At 52.2% G+C, this 15,605-nt stretch carries 18 protein-coding genes, 4 tRNA genes and 1 pseudogene; 13 read left to right on the forward strand and 10 right to left on the reverse strand.

The genetic code is table 11. The annotated features are described in order from the left end of the window. Positions 1-9 precede the first annotated feature (9 nt). Positions 10-1,269 (reverse strand): MFS transporter, encoded by a 1,260-nt coding sequence (locus Q8K39_RS15830; protein ID WP_305261658.1) that lies wholly within the window; start codon positions 1,267-1,269, stop codon positions 10-12. A gap of 106 nt (positions 1,270-1,375) precedes the next feature. On the opposite strand from Q8K39_RS15830, the gene Q8K39_RS15835 reads away from it, so the two are divergent. Further along, positions 1,376-2,344: a LysR family transcriptional regulator gene (locus Q8K39_RS15835; protein ID WP_370868618.1), complete on the forward strand. Its 969-nt coding sequence runs from the start codon at positions 1,376-1,378 to the stop codon at positions 2,342-2,344. Between the two features lie 78 nt (positions 2,345-2,422). Here Q8K39_RS15835 and Q8K39_RS15840 read toward each other — a convergent pair whose 3' ends face one another. Next, the gene (locus Q8K39_RS15840; RefSeq protein WP_305261660.1) at positions 2,423-2,560 is read right to left on the reverse strand and encodes a hypothetical protein; all 138 of its coding nucleotides are present in this window, start codon (positions 2,558-2,560) and stop codon (positions 2,423-2,425) included. 46 nt (positions 2,561-2,606) lie between these two features. Between Q8K39_RS15840 and Q8K39_RS15845 the strand changes: the two genes are divergently transcribed. Beyond that, positions 2,607-2,840: an SHOCT domain-containing protein gene (locus Q8K39_RS15845; RefSeq protein WP_305261662.1), complete on the forward strand. Its 234-nt coding sequence runs from the start codon at positions 2,607-2,609 to the stop codon at positions 2,838-2,840. 263 nt (positions 2,841-3,103) lie between these two features. Here Q8K39_RS15845 and Q8K39_RS15850 read toward each other — a convergent pair whose 3' ends face one another. Beyond that, positions 3,104-3,748, reverse strand: a complete 645-nt coding sequence (locus Q8K39_RS15850) for a hypothetical protein (protein WP_305261663.1) — start codon at positions 3,746-3,748, stop codon at positions 3,104-3,106. Positions 3,749-3,919: 171 nt separating this feature from the next. Here Q8K39_RS15850 and Q8K39_RS15855 point away from each other — a divergent pair. From Q8K39_RS15855 to Q8K39_RS15890, 8 genes are all read left to right on the forward strand, one after another. Further along, positions 3,920-3,990 (forward strand) — tRNA-Leu (locus Q8K39_RS15855). A 113-nt stretch (positions 3,991-4,103) separates the two neighbouring features. Beyond that, positions 4,104-4,175 (forward strand) — tRNA-Ala (locus Q8K39_RS15860). A gap of 85 nt (positions 4,176-4,260) precedes the next feature. Beyond that, positions 4,261-4,331: transfer RNA gene (locus Q8K39_RS15865), tRNA-Ala, on the forward strand. A gap of 92 nt (positions 4,332-4,423) precedes the next feature. Continuing rightward, a tRNA-OTHER gene (locus Q8K39_RS15870) sits at positions 4,424-4,495 on the forward strand. A gap of 53 nt (positions 4,496-4,548) precedes the next feature. Next, positions 4,549-5,862, forward strand: a complete 1,314-nt coding sequence (locus Q8K39_RS15875; RefSeq protein WP_305261665.1) for an SDR family NAD(P)-dependent oxidoreductase — start codon at positions 4,549-4,551, stop codon at positions 5,860-5,862. Positions 5,863-5,905: 43 nt separating this feature from the next. Continuing rightward, a complete protein-coding gene (locus tag Q8K39_RS15880) occupies positions 5,906-7,069 on the forward strand; it encodes a hypothetical protein (RefSeq protein ID WP_305261667.1) in 1,164 nt (387 codons plus the stop codon). Positions 7,070-7,115: 46 nt separating this feature from the next. Further along, the gene (locus tag Q8K39_RS15885; RefSeq protein WP_305261669.1) at positions 7,116-7,832 is read left to right on the forward strand and encodes a hypothetical protein; all 717 of its coding nucleotides are present in this window, start codon (positions 7,116-7,118) and stop codon (positions 7,830-7,832) included. 120 nt (positions 7,833-7,952) lie between these two features. Further along, positions 7,953-8,441, forward strand: a complete 489-nt coding sequence (locus Q8K39_RS15890) for a rod shape-determining protein (protein ID WP_305261671.1) — start codon at positions 7,953-7,955, stop codon at positions 8,439-8,441. A 75-nt stretch (positions 8,442-8,516) separates the two neighbouring features. Here Q8K39_RS15890 and Q8K39_RS15895 read toward each other — a convergent pair whose 3' ends face one another. After that, the gene (locus tag Q8K39_RS15895) at positions 8,517-9,173 is read right to left on the reverse strand and encodes a glutathione S-transferase family protein (protein WP_305261673.1); all 657 of its coding nucleotides are present in this window, start codon (positions 9,171-9,173) and stop codon (positions 8,517-8,519) included. A 137-nt stretch (positions 9,174-9,310) separates the two neighbouring features. Next, a complete protein-coding gene (locus Q8K39_RS15900) occupies positions 9,311-9,946 on the reverse strand; it encodes a TetR/AcrR family transcriptional regulator (RefSeq protein ID WP_305261675.1) in 636 nt (211 codons plus the stop codon). A 93-nt stretch (positions 9,947-10,039) separates the two neighbouring features. Here Q8K39_RS15900 and Q8K39_RS15905 point away from each other — a divergent pair, with 93 nt between their 5' ends. Further along, positions 10,040-10,504 carry a VOC family protein gene (locus tag Q8K39_RS15905; protein WP_305261677.1) on the forward strand — a complete coding sequence of 155 codons (465 nt, stop codon included), beginning with the start codon at positions 10,040-10,042 and terminating at the stop codon, positions 10,502-10,504. Positions 10,505-10,544: 40 nt separating this feature from the next. Here the strand turns inward: Q8K39_RS15905 and Q8K39_RS15910 are convergent, their stop codons facing one another. Continuing rightward, positions 10,545-10,961 (reverse strand): DUF1801 domain-containing protein, encoded by a 417-nt coding sequence (locus tag Q8K39_RS15910; protein ID WP_305261680.1) that lies wholly within the window; start codon positions 10,959-10,961, stop codon positions 10,545-10,547. A gap of 207 nt (positions 10,962-11,168) precedes the next feature. Here Q8K39_RS15910 and Q8K39_RS15915 point away from each other — a divergent pair, with 207 nt between their 5' ends. Then, positions 11,169-12,290: a WD40 repeat domain-containing protein gene (locus tag Q8K39_RS15915; protein WP_305261682.1), complete on the forward strand. Its 1,122-nt coding sequence runs from the start codon at positions 11,169-11,171 to the stop codon at positions 12,288-12,290. A gap of 31 nt (positions 12,291-12,321) precedes the next feature. On the opposite strand, the gene Q8K39_RS15920 is transcribed toward Q8K39_RS15915, so the two are convergent. Both Q8K39_RS15920 and Q8K39_RS15930 read right to left on the reverse strand, forming a co-directional pair. Then, on the reverse strand, positions 12,322-13,032 hold the full coding sequence (locus Q8K39_RS15920) for a hypothetical protein (RefSeq protein WP_305261684.1): 711 nt from the start codon (positions 13,030-13,032) through the stop codon (positions 12,322-12,324). Positions 13,033-13,471: 439 nt separating this feature from the next. Beyond that, positions 13,472-13,639, reverse strand: a pseudogene (locus tag Q8K39_RS15930) (VOC family protein); the annotation flags it as partial. 131 nt (positions 13,640-13,770) lie between these two features. Between Q8K39_RS15930 and Q8K39_RS15935 the strand changes: the two are divergent. Then, entirely contained in the window at positions 13,771-14,808 is a 1,038-nt protein-coding gene (locus Q8K39_RS15935) for an alpha/beta hydrolase (RefSeq protein WP_305261686.1), read from the forward strand. Positions 14,809-14,825: 17 nt separating this feature from the next. Here the strand turns inward: Q8K39_RS15935 and Q8K39_RS15940 are convergent, their stop codons facing one another. Both Q8K39_RS15940 and Q8K39_RS15945 read right to left on the reverse strand, forming a co-directional pair. Next, positions 14,826-15,107: a hypothetical protein gene (locus Q8K39_RS15940; RefSeq protein ID WP_305261688.1), complete on the reverse strand. Its 282-nt coding sequence runs from the start codon at positions 15,105-15,107 to the stop codon at positions 14,826-14,828. A gap of 209 nt (positions 15,108-15,316) precedes the next feature. Beyond that, positions 15,317-15,568: a hypothetical protein gene (locus Q8K39_RS15945; RefSeq protein ID WP_305261690.1), complete on the reverse strand. Its 252-nt coding sequence runs from the start codon at positions 15,566-15,568 to the stop codon at positions 15,317-15,319. Positions 15,569-15,605 lie beyond the last annotated feature (37 nt).

Raw genomic sequence — 15,605 nt, forward strand, 5'->3', positions numbered from 1 at the left:
TTTGTTTTATCAAGCCTCGTCTGCCGGCACTTTCCAGTATCTTACCGCCAGCGCTGCCAGCGCCGTGACTGTGGCCATGCCGGTCACGCCTGTCCAGCCCCATTGCGCCAGCAGGGCGCTACCCAGGGTGGCACCGGCTGCCATGCCGATGAACATGCCGACAAACAGCACGGCATTGAGGCGGCTACGGGCGCCATTGTCTATGCCATAGACGATAGTCTGGTGGGCGATCAGCGTGCTTTGTACACCCAGGTCAAAACCTAGCGTGCCTATGCCCAGTAACCACAATTGTGCTGTTGGCGGGAGCAGGGGGCTGAGGTTCATGATGGCAAACGAAGCAGCTGTCAGTCCGGCGCCCAGTTTGGTGACCAGCTCTGGCCCGCGTTTATCGGCCAGGTGGCCCGCCAGTGGTGCCGCCAGTGCGCCTGCTGCCCCGGCAAGACCAAAGGCACCGGCCACGGCGCTGCCCATATGAAAAGGCTCGGCATGCAACATCACTGCCAGCGTAGACCAAAAGCCGCTAAAGCCCATCGCCAGCAAACCCTGGGCCAGTGCTGCACGGCGCAGCGTGCCGTGGCGGCGCATGAGATCCAGCAACGACGCCAGTAAGGCGCGGTAACTCAGGGTGGTCGTCGGCACAAAATGGGGCAGGCCACGCCAGATGGCAACGGCAATCAGCGATACCCCTACCGCTGCCAGCATGAACATGCTGCGCCAGCCAAAGTGCTCTGCCACAAAGCCACTGACCACGCGTGACAGCAAGATGCCCATCAACAAGCCCGTCATGACCGTGCCCACCACTTTGCCACGGCGTGATTCATGCGCCAGCGTGGCAGCAGCAGGGACGATGTCTTGGGCCATGGTGGCCGTCAAGCCTATCGCCAGGCTGGCAATCAATAAAACGCTCAGGCTGTTTGCCAGACCTGCAGCAATCAGGGCAGCGACCAGCAAGCCAGCCTTGATGAGGATGATATTGCGGCGGTCATGCCTGTCGCCCAGCGGGGCCAGCAACAAGATACCCAGGGCATAGCCAAGTTGCGTCAGCGTAGGGATAAAGCCTGCGTCCAGATTGCTGACTCCTATATCGGCGGCCAGTATCCCGAGCATGGGCTGGCTATAATACAGAGAAGCCACCGACAAGCCAGCCCCAGTGGCCAGCAATAATACCAGTGGTGGTGAGGGTAGTTGATGGACGGGCGCGAGATTGATGGCAGCCAGGTCAGGCTGCACTGCAGCACTTTGGTCATGCGATTGGTGAATGGGGGTCATGCTTGATTTCCTCTTTTGACGCATCTTATGCTGTGCTGCACAGTGTAGTGGGCAGCACAGTTAAGTGGTAGCAGCAGTCAACGCAGATTTGTTATACATTAGACGTATGATCAAGTCAAAACCCATGCATCCTGACCAGACTGCCACCGCATCCCTGATGGCGGGCGCAGGTGACCGTATAGAGCTCATGCAAACCTTTGTGCGCATCGTCGAGGCGGGTAATTTGTCAGCCGCAGCAGTGCAACTGGGGACGACCCAGCCGACAGTCAGCCGTCGTCTACAATCGCTGGAACAGTTCCTGGGTGTAAGGCTATTGAACCGCTCCACCCACAGCATGCGCCTGACTGCCGATGGCGAGCGCTGTTATGAACATGCCAGGAACTTGCTGGTCAACTGGGCTGCCTTTGAGTCCGACTTGCGCGGCGTGACAGAAGAGCCGGAAGGCTTGCTGCGTGTCGTCGCTCCCCATGCGTTTGGCCAGCAAAGACTGGTCAAGCCACTGGCCGACTATCTCAGGCTATATCCGCGCGTGAATGTAGAGTGGCTGCTGCATGATGAAACCACGCTGCAGGATTTTATTTCTGCCGGCATAGACTGCGCGATACAGATAGGTGAGCTGACCGACACCAACCTGGTTGCCATCAAACTGGCCGAAGTGCCGCGCATCGTCGTTGCCGCACCATCGATACTGGCGGGCAGGCCCATGCCGCAGCAAGCCATAGACCTGGCAGGCTTCCCCTGGCTGTCGCTGCGCACTTTTTACCGCAACGAAGTATTCCTGCGCCAGATGCACACCGGCGAAATCCAGCGCCTGGCCTTTACCCCGCGCATCAGTACCGACAACCTCTACGCCCTGCGCACTGCCACGCTGGAAGGCCTGGGCGTAGCCATAGGTTCAGGCTGGATACTGAAAGACGACATCGCCACCGGACGTCTGGTACAACTGGTACCGCAATGGCAGGCCACCCCCTTGCCTGTGCATCTGGTATATCCATATGCGCGTTTTTATCCGGCCAGGTTGCGCAAGTTCATCGAAGTGATCAGGGCTGCGGTGCCGACAACTTTGCAGGGTTGATGGCTAGTCATTGTGAGAGATAAAGGTTTCGGGAACTTAAAAAAATGCAATACAATTTCATCATTGAAGAGCTCAATTTTATCCCGCTTGCGCTGCCCATTTTTTACCCTGATTGAAGATACGAATACCTATAAAAAAAATCACTCCACTTATTTCTGCACTGGCTTTCTTGCTGTCCGGCTGTGCTGGTGCACCCAAAGTTGATTTTGCCAACATAGACAGTGCCTGTGCTCAGCAATGGTCAGCTAACCATACCAGTTGCATGAGTGGTTTTAAATTGTTTACTCTGGCGAATGAGTCAGCATGCAAGACAGCAATGGAAACTTGTGCGCAGTCATGTCCAAGCCAGTCCGAAGCAGCAAGTCTTGTAAAAGCCAAGCCAGCGCAAGGGGCCGCAGCTGACAGGCTGAAAGAACTCGACGCTCTTCTCAAAGACGGCTTGATCAGCAAGCCTGAACATGAGGCAAAGAGACAGGAAATTCTCAAGTCCATGTAAGTAGAATACGACAGGGTGCCTTTACTGTCTCTGTACAGGCAGATTTAGAGGAGGGCACGCTTCGTCATCTGTTTTTTCAGGTATCCGGCTACCGCCCATCAGAGGGAGGTGCGCAGTGGCAGGCCTACCAGAATTCGCCTAGTTCGTTTTAGGCTTGGCGCTTTTGTGCAAGCTGTGTTGTGCGCATCTTGCACAGTGAACTTACCGACAATTCGCTCATCCTGTCAGCAGTTTTGACATGCAGGGCGCGCAGGGGGGAGCTTTCAGCAAAACACTATGGCTGTCTTGTGTGTCAGGCTCAGACGGGCGCTTTCAAATAAGATTATCCATGAGTCCAGTTCTCGATAACAACTGGCTTTCTGCGCTGCCTCTTCGCAGATGCGTGTGGCTTCGGCATCTGATAATTGTCCATTGTTGAGCTGGATGCCGAGTGCAGGTGCCACCAGTATCAATTCTTCCATCAGGCGATAGGAAGAACCCAGCATGCCGCCTGGCAGGCCAATATCCTCGTTTTTGGCGAACAAGACTTCTTCAAAGTCCACTGGCACATAATAACCTTCGGCGTCTGAATGGCAGATCAAATGACTGCTCAGGTAGTCATATTCCGCCTGCAGTACTTCATCCTGGCTTGGGTCCTCTCCTTCTGGCAAGGGCGTTGCAAGCCATGTCGGGTCTGCCCTGCGGTGGGCATAAGCACGGCGCAAATAGTGTATAAAGGAATAGGGGCAGCTATCAAGTTCAGAGCGTGAATCCAGTTGCGGAAGCGAGCGTGGCTCTGCATGCGCAGGCAAGCCAGATGCATTGAGTACGTAGTTGATGGCGGTCCAGCCAGGGTCCAGCCCTTCATCACGATCTGCATCATTATTGTCCGCTCCTGACAGTATGCCAACACTGATACCCAAACCCATTTTTCTCTCCCGAATATATGCTGCATACGGGGTATGTGTACACAGCGTTAAAAAAGTGATGGTATCGCTTCAACTGAAGTGATGCAAATCAGATTGAGTAAGCACATCATGCACCTTGCATATTGGTCAGCTTTCGCTCACGCCAAAGACGCTCGGTTATAATCCATAGCGGGAACGATGGTGTAATGGAAGCACACCTCAACCAAGAGGAGATGGTGTCGGTTCAAACCCGACTCGTTCCCAATCTATTCGAGCTATACAGCACGGATATTCTCTTAGACCAGAGTGCCTTGCGTCACAACCCACATCGCTGAATGTACATCATGTCATCCGCGCCCGGCTATAATCCGTATCGGGAACGATGATGTAATGGAAGCATAGCTCCACAGCAAGGGAGAAGGCGTTGGTTCAAACCCAACTCGTTCCCAGCCAATTCGATAGCTTGTATATCCTCGAAATGATATTCGAAATATTTTTTAGCTTTCCAAATTACTCCGCTATAATCCGCGCCGGGAAAGATGGTGTAATGGAAGCACATCTGCATTGCATGCAGAAGGCGTTGGTTCAAACCCAATTCTTTCCCTTCAATTTATAAGGTGAACGCCTCATGCCGTAATGAGGATGTAGTCGAGAAATTTTGACCTTTGCAAACCTGCTCCGCTATAATCGTCGCCGGGAACGGTAGCGTAATGGAAGCGCGTCAACATATGCATGAGGGAGGTGTTGGTTCAAGCCCAACCCGTTCCCACCACTCAGCGCACACACCTGCGTGTACTAATGGACAGACGAGGATATCCGCTGTGGCATTTACCGATGAAGAACTGAACACCGCCTTGAAGGTGCTGCAGTTGATTGCCGATGAACCTTCGCAGATGGATGATCATCCGCGTTTCAAGACCCTGATTGCCAAGATACAAAAAGGCGCCAAGCGCGGACACCGGCAGACGCGTGCCGATGCAGCAAAAGAACGATTGCGCAATGCACGCTTGCAAACCGGACTGGTACGCTCGCAACAAACTGCAGCCTTGCCAGTGCTGTCAAATGAGGCACATGGCAGTGCTCTATGGTCACAACGCTGCTATGTCTGCAAACAGGGTTTCCAGCAACTCCATCATTTCTACCATTCCCTGTGCCCTCTATGTGCTGAAAAAAACTGGAACAAGCGTCATCAGCGCGCCGATTTGCACGGGCGTTATGCATTGGTCACTGGTGGGCGCATCAAGATAGGTTTTGAGACTGCCTTGCGCTTGTTGCGTGATGGTGCCTGCGTCATCGTGACGACCCGGTTCCCGCAAGATGCAGAACGGCGCTTTCTGGAAATGCCAGATTCTGGCGAGTGGGCCGAACGCCTGAAGATCAAGGCCCTGGACCTGCGCTGCATTCCCGATGTAGAAGAGTTTGCCGACAAGCTGGGCCAGGAATTACCTCACCTCGACATGCTCATCAATAATGCAGCACAAACCATCAAGCGCCCACGCGAGTTTTATGCTGCCCTGATGGCTGCCGAACCAACACCGTGGTTGCTGGAAGCGAAGACGCAATACCTGGGGCAATTACCCAGTTATGCGGATTATTTCCCGCAACAGGAGATCGATATCTACGGCCAGGCGCTGGACAAGCGCCCCAGCAATTCATGGTCGCAGCAACTGCATGAAGTGTCCACGCTGGAGCTGCTGGAAGTGCAACTGGTGAATGCCGTCGCCCCATTCTTGCTGACGGCCCGCCTCAAACCGGCACTGCTGCGCTCACCCCATCTGCGCCGCTTTGTGATCCAGGCTTCTGCCATGGAAGGGCAATTCAATCGCAGCGGTAAAACTGAATTTCATCCGCACACCAATATGGCCAAGGCTGCGCTGAATATGATGGTACGCACCAGCGCCCAGGAATGGGCGCGCGATGGTATTTATATGAATGCGGTGGATACCGGCTGGATCACGGATGAAAAACCTTATCTGCAAGCCATGCATGTGCGGCAAACGCAGGATTTTTATACGCCACTGGATATCATTGATGGTATGGCGCGCCTGATAGACCCGATCGTGCGCGGTGTCAATGAAACGGAGACACCCCTGTCCGGCCACTTCCTCAAAGACTACGAGCCTTATGCCTGGTGACCCATCACAATTTATAGCCATGCTTACCCCTGGCGACGATGCCATGAAAGAACACAGCAATGTGCAATGCCCGGTGCATCGCGTCAGCATCACCCCATGCGATGCGGCAGAGCTCGACCCCTTGCTCAATCATCTCAGGGCCAACCTCGGTGTCGACCTCAGTGCGCAAGGCAATCAGCAATTTCCGCGTGGGACTTTGACCGACGATGGCCGCCTGGATTTATGCAAGCAAAGCCTGGGTACGGATCACTGCCTGAGCGTCACCAAAGCGCTGGAGCACAATACCCAGGTGCGCAGCCTCATGCTGGGGACAGACGCGATAGGTGACGCCGGAGCGGCGGCGGTGGCCGGGCTGGCCAGTGCCAATCCTCACCTTGAGGTGCTTTTTCTCGGCTGCAACAACATCGGGCCAGCAGGTGCGCTGGCGCTAGACAACACTCTGGCGGGCAGTGCGCAAAACATCACCGGCCTGTGGCTGAAGCGGAATCCCTTAGGCCCTGAAGGTGCAGCGAATATCGCCCACATGTTGCGCAGCAATCAGCAGTTGCGCGTGCTGGACCTGGTCAATACGGATTTGCGTGCATCAGGAGTACAAGCCATCGTTGATGCCCTGTGCAGCGACAACCATAGCCTGCAAAGCCTTTACCTGAGCGGTAACGGCCTGGAAGCAGCCAGCGCCACCGACCTGGCACGCCTGCTGCGCCAAGCACCGCATATCAAGGCACTGTACCTGAGCGTCAATCGCCTGGGGGATGAAGGGGCTTTGGTGCTGGCAGAAGCCTTGCGCCACAACCGCACATTGCACACCCTGGAACTGGCAAGCAATGGCATCAGCCAGCAAGGAGCCAGTGCGCTGTTGGACGCAGCCACGTATTCTTCTTTGCAAAGCCTCAATCTCGGCTATGCGCCCTCTACCAGAGTCCTGGGTGCACAAGCCAATTGCATGGACGATGAAGCTGCCGCGCAGGCCGCACACTTGATCTGCGCATCACCCACATTGCGCAAACTCAACGTCACCCGCAGTAACATCAGCAAGCACGGTCACGCGGTATTGTTTGATGCCGCGCTGCGCAGCGGGCAATTGACACACTTGAGTACCGATAGTCGCTTGCCTGATGAACTGAGCCAGCATTTGCAGCGGAATCTATCTCTGTGCGAGGAAGTTGTTTCACTGGATCAGGCCATGATCAGGAGTGTTTATCGTTAGTTCGCCGCGTCAGGTTTCGCACACATCTATATTTCCTGGAATTTTTATGGATCATAAACTCAACATGCTGGCTGAAATTCTCAAGAGAAATAGTGATGATCCAGATTCTATCGATATGGAAAATGAAGTTGATCACTATTTTTTCTTTCAGTCGATTTCAAACACAGATGACCTGGAGGCGGCGTGGGCACTCTTTGATGAGCATAAAGAAATTCGTAGCAGACTGCTGAACCTGGAAAGCAATACCAGGGAAATTCCGGGTTGGGGCTATCTCGTTCCGCAGCTTGATCAGGTGGGGTGCAGCGAAGATGAACTCCTGGCCTTAGTTTCCTCACACATTTCCATGCTCAGGCCATTGCTTTTGGAGGAAGACTACAATGATGAAATTACTTCTTTCATAGACCGCGGATTTTCGATAGAAATAGCGCCACCGTCAGTTGAAATTCCTGATGTTTCGGACAATGAACTATTTGGTGTTCTGTATGAAGCGATAAGCGATTATCTGATTGAACATTATCCTTACGATATACCTCATTATGCAGTATTGCGAAATTGGGCAATTTATTTGACCAAGTGTGACGAAGTCGCCTGCTATCTTTTATGGCCCTGCTTAAAACATAAGTTGACACTCCCGGATTCCTGCATGGATGCAGGTGCCAAACTGTGGAAGCTGGGTTGCAGAGATCGTTATTGGGTAAAGGATTTGGACTACGAATCGAAAACCGTGTATGTCAGAGCACCTTGGATGGATAAGCGCATTTGAGTTATCCGTCAACGAGCGAGCAGGATTAGTATGCACAGATGCGATCGCACTTTGCCCATGCGCTAAAGAATGAATGTATCCTTAAAATGAACCATCATCATCCAAAAAAATAAGACTTTTATGCTCAGTTTTTTCCAGTCAACTATCTATGTCCAGATTTCTCCTGATCGCTTGAGCATGCGGGATGTGAAATCCGGTCAGTCCATTTCAGAAGTACCTGAACTGGCGATCAGTGCGTCACCAAACCAGAAAATACTAGGCACAGGTGCAGAGGCGCGTTCTGCGGCAGCGAGTCAAAGTGGTGCCATCGTTGTCAACCCTTTCGCTCATCCGCGTTCTCTGGTTTCTGACTTTACCGTGGCAGAACAGCTTATCAAAGCATTCTTGTCGCGTCTGATGGGCGGATCAATTTTTAAGATGTCACCAGAGATCGTCATCCATCCCCAGGGCAGCCCGGATGGAGGTTTTACCCAGGTCGAGAACCGCGCATTCCGCGAACTGGGCCTGGGTGCCGGGGCAGCAAAAGTCATACTCTGGCAAGGTGATGACCTGACAGATCAAGAGATACAGTCAGGCCAGTTTTCGTCGCGTGGCAGGGTCTGTGATTGAAGCTTAGACTGACAGTGTGGTGCGATTACGCCGCGCCAATCGCACCTGTCGCTGCCTTCGCAAGCTACAAAATTCTTACCGGATGTCGGCCACCGTCACGCCTAAGCGTTGGGCATAGGAGCTGAGCGTACGCTGCCAGGCAGGACGTGCCTGCGCACGTTCAAGGTAGTCCTTGAGCCTGGGATAGGCAGCAATAAGATCAGTCTTGCGTATATCCCGCAACACCGAGGTGAGGAGAATATCGGCCACGCTAAAATCTGTGCCGGCGATCCATACCCGGTCTTCCAGTTGATGCTCAAGCCCTGCCAGCCAGCGCTGAGCCTGCTTGACCATCTCGGCCCTGCGGCCTTCTGTATGTTCACCACCAAACTTGTCGATCAGCAGGATTTCCAGCATGGGGCGTTCGACCGTGTTGAGTGTCGCAAAACACCATTGAACGACACGCATGCGTCCTTCAAAATCCGTAGGTATCAGCTTGCCAGTTTTTTCAGCCAGGTAAAGCAGGATGGCCCCTGATTCTGCAATGATGAAGCCGTCATCATCAATCGCAGGCACCAGTTTGAAAGGGCTGATCTTGCTGTAGACCTCACCCTGATGCTCACCACCAGTATGATCAAGACCGTGGACGCGATAAGGCAGGCCGATTTCTTCCAGTGCCCACTCAATCCGCAGATCGCGGGTTTCGCCTATCACTGGTGGAAAGACACGTCCAAATCCATAGAGTGTGATCATCGCGAACTCCGTATTTGCAAATCAATAAGATCTAATGATTCTAGCACCGATTTTTATTGATAAGTAGCCAATAGTTTGACCGCCCTGTTTCACAAATCAGAGGTAACGCGTTTGCCAGCCAAGCACCCACTATGTCTTCATATTGCCGCCAACACATTGCCGCACACTCGCCTGAGCGCCGCCATAGCCGCCCCCCGGGCATCCGGGTAAGCCTCGGTGGGATGGCGTGCCAGCCACTGGGCCAGTTCGTTGATGGCACCATTGATGGCAGAGGCGCAGGCATCGATTTCCAGCGCACTCATTTCACCCCTGGGGCTGAGAATCTCGCCCAGCACGGCGCGCAATTGCTGATAACCATGGCGCTCATCCAGTACTACCCAGGTTTCAGCACCCAGCACCGAGGGGCCATCTGTCAGCAATACCTGGCGCGGGCCAGCTTGCGAGATGGCATCAACCCAGGCCATGGCACCTGCCAGTAATTGCTCTGCGGGCGTTTCCTGGGTGTTGGCTGCCTGTTCGATGGCCGCGCTCAGGTCGCTGTGCACGGCTTCGCAAACTGCCACGAACAAGTCTTTCTTGTCACGAAAGTGATGGTAGAGCGCACCGCGGGTCAGTCCAGTGGCTAGTAACAGTGCTTCGGTCGAGGTGTTGGCGTAACCATTTTTTTCGAACAGGGCGCGCGCAGCAGCGATCAGCCGCGCGCGGGACTGTGCACCTTGCGCCAGCCGGCGGTTTGCAATTGGCGTTTCGGGGACGAGATTATTTTTTGCCATTTCTTGTTGACATACAGACTGTATGTATCCATAATTAATTATACATACAGACAGTATGTACTAAACTTCATCTTCAACGCAACAGGAGCAATCATGCCGACTCTCTCGCCCGCCACACTATCACAACTGACCTCTGCTTATCCTCTGGTCACCACACCCAACATTCAGGCTTCACGTGATTTTTTTGTGCAGCACCTGGGCTTTGAAGTGGGGTTTGAGGCATCCTGGTTTGTATGGTTGTCGCGCGGCACGGCCGAAGCTGGCATGACGGCGATTGCCTTCATGACACCAGACCATCCTTCCCGTCCGCCAGGCCCGGAGGCATTCAATGGCCAGGGCTTGCTGCTGACGCTGCAGGTAGACGATGCCCGCAAGGAAGAAGCCCTGATGCGGGCCGCAGGTGTGGAAATTGTCTACCCGGTCAAACACGAAGCATGGGGTCAGGTTCGCTTCCAGGTACGCGACCCATCCGGCCTGGTGCTCGACGTCGTGGAGCAAGCTGAACCGGCAGCGGGCTTTTGGGATGCCTATATGGGCGGCAGGGACGGCAATGAGTGAATGCAATTGGCTGGCGGAAGGCAGGCATGCATCTCAGGTCTTAACAACCCAATCTATCTTTACTGTCGGCTGCCTCATTGATGAGTGTCTCCAGCACCATCAAGTCAATCTCACTGAGCTTGCGTATATAAAGGCAGCCCTTGCCAGATTTTGACTTGCCCAGACTTGCCACCAGTTCCAAGTGCCTGGGTGCTGCGAACAAGCCGTAGAGGCTGATATCTCCCTTGCGTGAAGAAAAACCGATCAGGCAGATGTCACCCTCGCGCCCGCTTTCATAGCGGTAGTGAAAGTTGCCAAAGCCGACGATGCTGTCACCCCACATGACGGCAGGCTGCTTAGTGGCCTTGGACATGAGTTGTATCAAGACTTCACAGTCTTGTCGCCGTGTCTCATCGGCGATGGCAGCGATGTAGTCGTCTACGCTATTGTCCGTTGCTTTGGTTTTGTTTTCAGCCATGTTTGATCTCACGAAAATTTTTCTTGAGTATGCCAGCTGTGTCAATTTTTCGAAGCGGCAGATTTTAGTGTAACGGCGGGAAACAAAAGTGTCTATACAATGTACAACAGAATTTAATGCCTCTTTCCTGGCGGCGTTAGAATTCATTCAAAGGGGAGGAGACTTGAATCCATCCCACTCCAAACTTTTTTGACACTTTCAAATATCATGCGCATTCGTCATTTAACCGACCCTGAAAGCGGTAAAAACTGGAGCAGTTTTTGTGACGGCGCGACAGTGCGTGTCCGCACTGGTGTTCCTGGCAAGGAGAAGGAGAGCGACAAGCCGCAGGATAATCCCGACGCTGCCCTGGCATGGGCAGAGAAAGAAGAATGGTCCAGGATCAAGAAAGGCTTCATTCTGGACCAAACCGGGGCGCAAGCTGGCGAACCGCGCATGCATTGTCTGCGCAGCAAGGCATACACAGGGGCACTGTCGATTGCCGATGTAGAAGGGCAACTACTATGCAACAGTTTTGACGATGCGCGACCTGGTGACCGTTTGTATCTACTTGATGCCTCAGGCAAGAAAACCGCGTTACCAGACCTGCCCCTGAATCGCATGGTGTGGAAGACGATTTATCTGCCAGCCATGCAGCGTCTGCTGATCAAGGCTGACCATCAGGTCTTGTCTTGGGCGAAAGGCGATGCTGCCTACACCATCTTGAGTACGCCCAATCCCCATCCGGTAAGCTGCCTTGACGCGCAAGCTAGTCTTGCTGTCTGGTATGCTGAACCCAATCTGATGGTGACTGATCTGAATTCTGGCCAGCAGCTTTTGAATCTCCCTTTGCCTTATGAACTGTACGGTGGCCATTCCTCGCAAATGGAGGCAGCCTTGTCACCTGACGGTGATACCGTCGCTTATTGCGCACGTGCAGGAGAGATAGTCTTGCTGGATATCGCGACAGGCACGGTGCGTGCCAATATCGCTGGTGACTTCAAGATGATCACGCTGCTCAAATACACACCAGATGGCCGCTACCTGATCGCCGAGACTGCTTACGGTAACGTCAGCCACTTGTGCTTCGACATGCAAAGCATGTCCTTGCGTGCAGGCTGGCCAGCTTCCAGCTTTGACGGCAGAACCTCGATAGCCCTGTCGCCAGATGGCAAACTATGTGCCATTGCCAATCGCAGCAAGATGCAGATCTACGACTTCGCCACCCTGGAATGCATATTAAGCTTCAGGATAGAACATGTCGTCAAGCGTTGTAGTATAGGATGGGTAGGCCAATATCTGGGCGCGCAAACAGATTATGGTTGTGCGAGTTTGTATGCGCTGGGCTAATGGCATCAAGTCGGTAAATTGCAGTCCACCTTTACGGCTTTGTATCCAAAATTTCTATCTTGAAATTTCGTCCGTTAGACGCCACCCCCCATCCGATTTTGCTTGCATCTGAAATGTCTTTAAGCGGCGTACGCTCCTGTTTATATATTCTCGCTTCAAATGTACCAACTGGCAAAGGGACTTTAATGATGGGTGAAAATTCCAGATAATCACTTCTAATCTTGCTATTAAGATTTAAAACGTTTTGGGGTGTTTGTATTCGCATGTTGAAAATAATTGTATCAACTGCTGGTACAGCATATTTTAATGGAACCTTAATTGTTTCATGAGGAGTATAACTTTTTGGATAATCTAAAATATCCAATGCTGGCAATTTAAAACTATGCTCCATAGTCTTATTTTGGTTCCGAACTAGCTTGAACGTCAATATTCCCTCTGTTACAGGGATGTTTCCAACGTAAGAGTAAGTCCCCATTGAATCTCGCTCCCCTTTCAATTCAATACCATTTACAGTAATTACTCCCACTGACGACAACTTGACAGATTTTTTTGTCTGAGGAAACCAAAAATCCGCCCGAACAAACGTAAAATCTTGCCCATCCGTATGCGTCATTACATAAACAGGCATGATCTCAGTTTCAGCGTCATCAATCACCCAGGATTGAGCATTTGAATTACGCATAACTCCCAAAGAGCCCGTTAAAGCCATTCCAATATAGATACTAATATCTCGTCGTTTCATTTTTCATTAGACCCTGAGTTAGCTTTCAACGGACTATTATAGTTATATAAGGTGAGCTAGAGTTTCAATTCATCTACTGGGCCTGCAAGCGCATTCGTGTTCGAGAATTTCGATGAGGCATCAGGAGCATAAATATAACCTGGGCTAACTCCATGGGAAACTGGTACGACAGGCACAGGCGACGATACTCATGGTGGGCGCGCAGATTGTGAAGAACATAGACACTGCTGGTGACAAGAGGCATGACGCGGGCAAAAGGAGTTCAGACATCAAGCGTAATGCTGCAGTGGATACATGGGGTGCTCAGAGCGTTACCGTGGCTGCTGCAGAAGTCACCGACCGCTAAACACCTTACCAGCATGGCATCGCTGACGGTGCCGATCGCAAAACCTGGCGAGCCAAGACCCTCAAGATCATGTGCAATGCTCTTGCGTGGCTAAAGGGCCAGACGCAGCCCGGCTTGCAGCGAGATGAAGACGACAGCACCATATTCAAATTCTGTTCCTATGATGCCTTCGGTAGAAAACCCTAAACCATCACGGTAAAAATGCAGGGAGGTTTCCAGATTGTCGACGCCCAGAGTAATGACGGTGATGCGCGGCTGCATATGTATATCCTATCATGTGATGGAATAAAATCGATTTGCAAGCGCGTATTGCAAATCCCTTCTGCTGCTGTATTCTCGCAGAGATCAGTTAATACAAACAGGGGCAATTCCCCATAATCCAGGAGCGCAGTTTGAAAGCCTGTATCAGCAGTTCAATTGCCAAATTTCTTGTCGCCAGCATGACCAGTATGGTGGCTGCCCTCTTGCTCACCGCTTGCGCAGTCAAGACTAAGGCTGTGCCTGTAGAAACTGCCTACACGGCAGAGTCTACTTATCAAAAACTGAGGGGCAACTATCCATTCATCCAGATCGCTAGCCAAACCTTGCCAGCCAGTGTCAGGCTGCTACCAGATTTGCCTTATATTCGTCATGAGGATAGAGACTTGCAACTGGATTTATACCTGCCTGTACAAGGTAAGTGGGCAGGCTTGAAAGTAATCCCTGTCCGGCCAGCGATTGTGCTGGTGCATGGCGGTGGCTGGCGTTCAGGCTCACGTGACAACCTGGGCGCAATGGCGATACGTCTGGCAGAGCGTGGATATGTTTGTGCCGCCATCAGCTACCGCTTATCGACAGAGGCTCGCTACCCGGCTGCCATACACGATGTCAAGGCGGCAGTGCGCTGGATGCGCAGCCATGCCAGCTTATACCATATCAATCCCCATCAAATTGCCGTGGCTGGCGGCTCGGCAGGTGGGCAAATTGCTGCCCTGATTGGCGTGACAAATGGCATGGGAAGATTTGATATGGACGCCGGAGGCAGCACAGTGTCCAGCGCTGTGCAGGCCGTCATCAATATCGACGGCTTGTCGGATTTTACTTCAGAAGAAGTACGCAGATATGAAGACGATCCCAGCAAAAAAACTACAGCCGCGGGTGCCTGGCTGGGCGGCAGCTATGCAGAAAAAACTGCAGTGTGGAAAGAAGCGTCCCCACTCACCCACGTCAGCAAAGACACACCACCCTTTTTGTTCATCAGCAGTGCACAAAAACGCTTTAGCCTGGGCCGGGAAGAAATGATGGGGAAAATGAAGGCTCTGGGCATTGCAACAAAGCACGTGCAACTACCCGATACGCCGCATAGCTTTTGGTTATTTGATCCCTGGCTGGAGCCGACCGTCGATGCGGTCAGCGAGTTTTTGGAAGAGATTTTTGCGGTGAAGCATTGATGCAATGATGTACAGGATCAGGGCACTCGATTCGCCGAAGCTTTCCTGCGGAAAAAGATGATGATCATCGCCAGTATCATCAGAGGAACAGCGAGACAAAAAAAGAAGAAATTCACATCAGAAAAATCCCAGCGTGGGGGCAAGAAAAAACTGAGCGTGCTTTCAAGAGCATTAGTCGTGCAAATAAAGCGCAAATTCGCCCCATAAAAGCCAATAAAAAATCCCCAGGCTGCAGAGGAAAAATAAATCTTGCTGAAGTGTTTTCTGTATGCAAAGGCAAGCGGTATGAAGCCAGCCATCGTCAGTAATATCAAGGCAGAAGGTGTACCTGCCAATTCACTTCCAAATTTTGGGATCGCATCCAAAAACGATCAATCCCTGGTCCCATACTCAGGATAAAATTTCCTGAGGAAGATGGCGATACAGATTTCTGCAACTGCATTTCCTAGGGCTGTCAATGTGCAGGACAGTAGCAGGGGTTTGCAATAAACAAAGATGGTTTTCATGCTCATACCGGTCTACGCTTATGGCCGCAATGAATAGTTTCGCCAGCTTGCTGAACAAAGAAGCCGCTGGAAGAATTCAGATAAATTTGTAATGAATCATTCTCTCTGTGCAGATCTACCATTGACTCCGGGTCACTGGAAATCAGCACCAGATTTTCACCAGGCTCCAGTGTGAAATCATGTGCCCATGGCTCTACCCAGACGACGAGCTCGTTGGTTCCATTGTTTGATACAGAGAATTTGAAAGGACTCATTTACTTCGTGATTGCAATGTTGAATGCCAGAAATTTG

The sequence above is a fragment of the Undibacterium sp. genome (assembly GCF_030683615.1).
Classification (GTDB): domain Bacteria; phylum Pseudomonadota; class Gammaproteobacteria; order Burkholderiales; family Burkholderiaceae_D; genus Undibacterium; species Undibacterium umbellatum.

Excerpts from the sequence above, each read along its gene's own strand:
- Q8K39_RS15900 (WP_305261675.1), bottom strand. The coding sequence starts at position 9,946 with ATGGCAAAAAATAATCTCGTCCCCGAAACGCCAATTGCAAACCGCCGG.
- Q8K39_RS15880 (WP_305261667.1), top strand. The coding sequence starts at position 5,906 with ATGAAAGAACACAGCAATGTGCAATGCCCGGTGCATCGCGTCAGCATC.
- Q8K39_RS15920 (WP_305261684.1), bottom strand. The coding sequence starts at position 13,032 with ATGAAACGACGAGATATTAGTATCTATATTGGAATGGCTTTAACGGGC.
- Q8K39_RS15885 (WP_305261669.1), top strand. The coding sequence starts at position 7,116 with ATGGATCATAAACTCAACATGCTGGCTGAAATTCTCAAGAGAAATAGT.
- Q8K39_RS15850 (WP_305261663.1), bottom strand. The coding sequence starts at position 3,748 with ATGGGTTTGGGTATCAGTGTTGGCATACTGTCAGGAGCGGACAATAAT.
- Q8K39_RS15835 (WP_370868618.1), top strand. The coding sequence starts at position 1,376 with ATGATCAAGTCAAAACCCATGCATCCTGACCAGACTGCCACCGCATCC.
- Q8K39_RS15905 (WP_305261677.1), top strand. The coding sequence starts at position 10,040 with ATGCCGACTCTCTCGCCCGCCACACTATCACAACTGACCTCTGCTTAT.
- Q8K39_RS15890 (WP_305261671.1), top strand. The coding sequence starts at position 7,953 with ATGCTCAGTTTTTTCCAGTCAACTATCTATGTCCAGATTTCTCCTGAT.
- Q8K39_RS15910 (WP_305261680.1), bottom strand. The coding sequence starts at position 10,961 with ATGGCTGAAAACAAAACCAAAGCAACGGACAATAGCGTAGACGACTAC.
- Q8K39_RS15945 (WP_305261690.1), bottom strand. The coding sequence starts at position 15,568 with ATGAGTCCTTTCAAATTCTCTGTATCAAACAATGGAACCAACGAGCTC.
- Q8K39_RS15895 (WP_305261673.1), bottom strand. The coding sequence starts at position 9,173 with ATGATCACACTCTATGGATTTGGACGTGTCTTTCCACCAGTGATAGGC.
- Q8K39_RS15915 (WP_305261682.1), top strand. The coding sequence starts at position 11,169 with ATGCGCATTCGTCATTTAACCGACCCTGAAAGCGGTAAAAACTGGAGC.
- Q8K39_RS15940 (WP_305261688.1), bottom strand. The coding sequence starts at position 15,107 with ATGGCTGGCTTCATACCGCTTGCCTTTGCATACAGAAAACACTTCAGC.
- Q8K39_RS15830 (WP_305261658.1), bottom strand. The coding sequence starts at position 1,269 with ATGACCCCCATTCACCAATCGCATGACCAAAGTGCTGCAGTGCAGCCT.
- Q8K39_RS15845 (WP_305261662.1), top strand. The coding sequence starts at position 2,607 with ATGAGTGGTTTTAAATTGTTTACTCTGGCGAATGAGTCAGCATGCAAG.
- Q8K39_RS15840 (WP_305261660.1), bottom strand. The coding sequence starts at position 2,560 with ATGTTGGCAAAATCAACTTTGGGTGCACCAGCACAGCCGGACAGCAAG.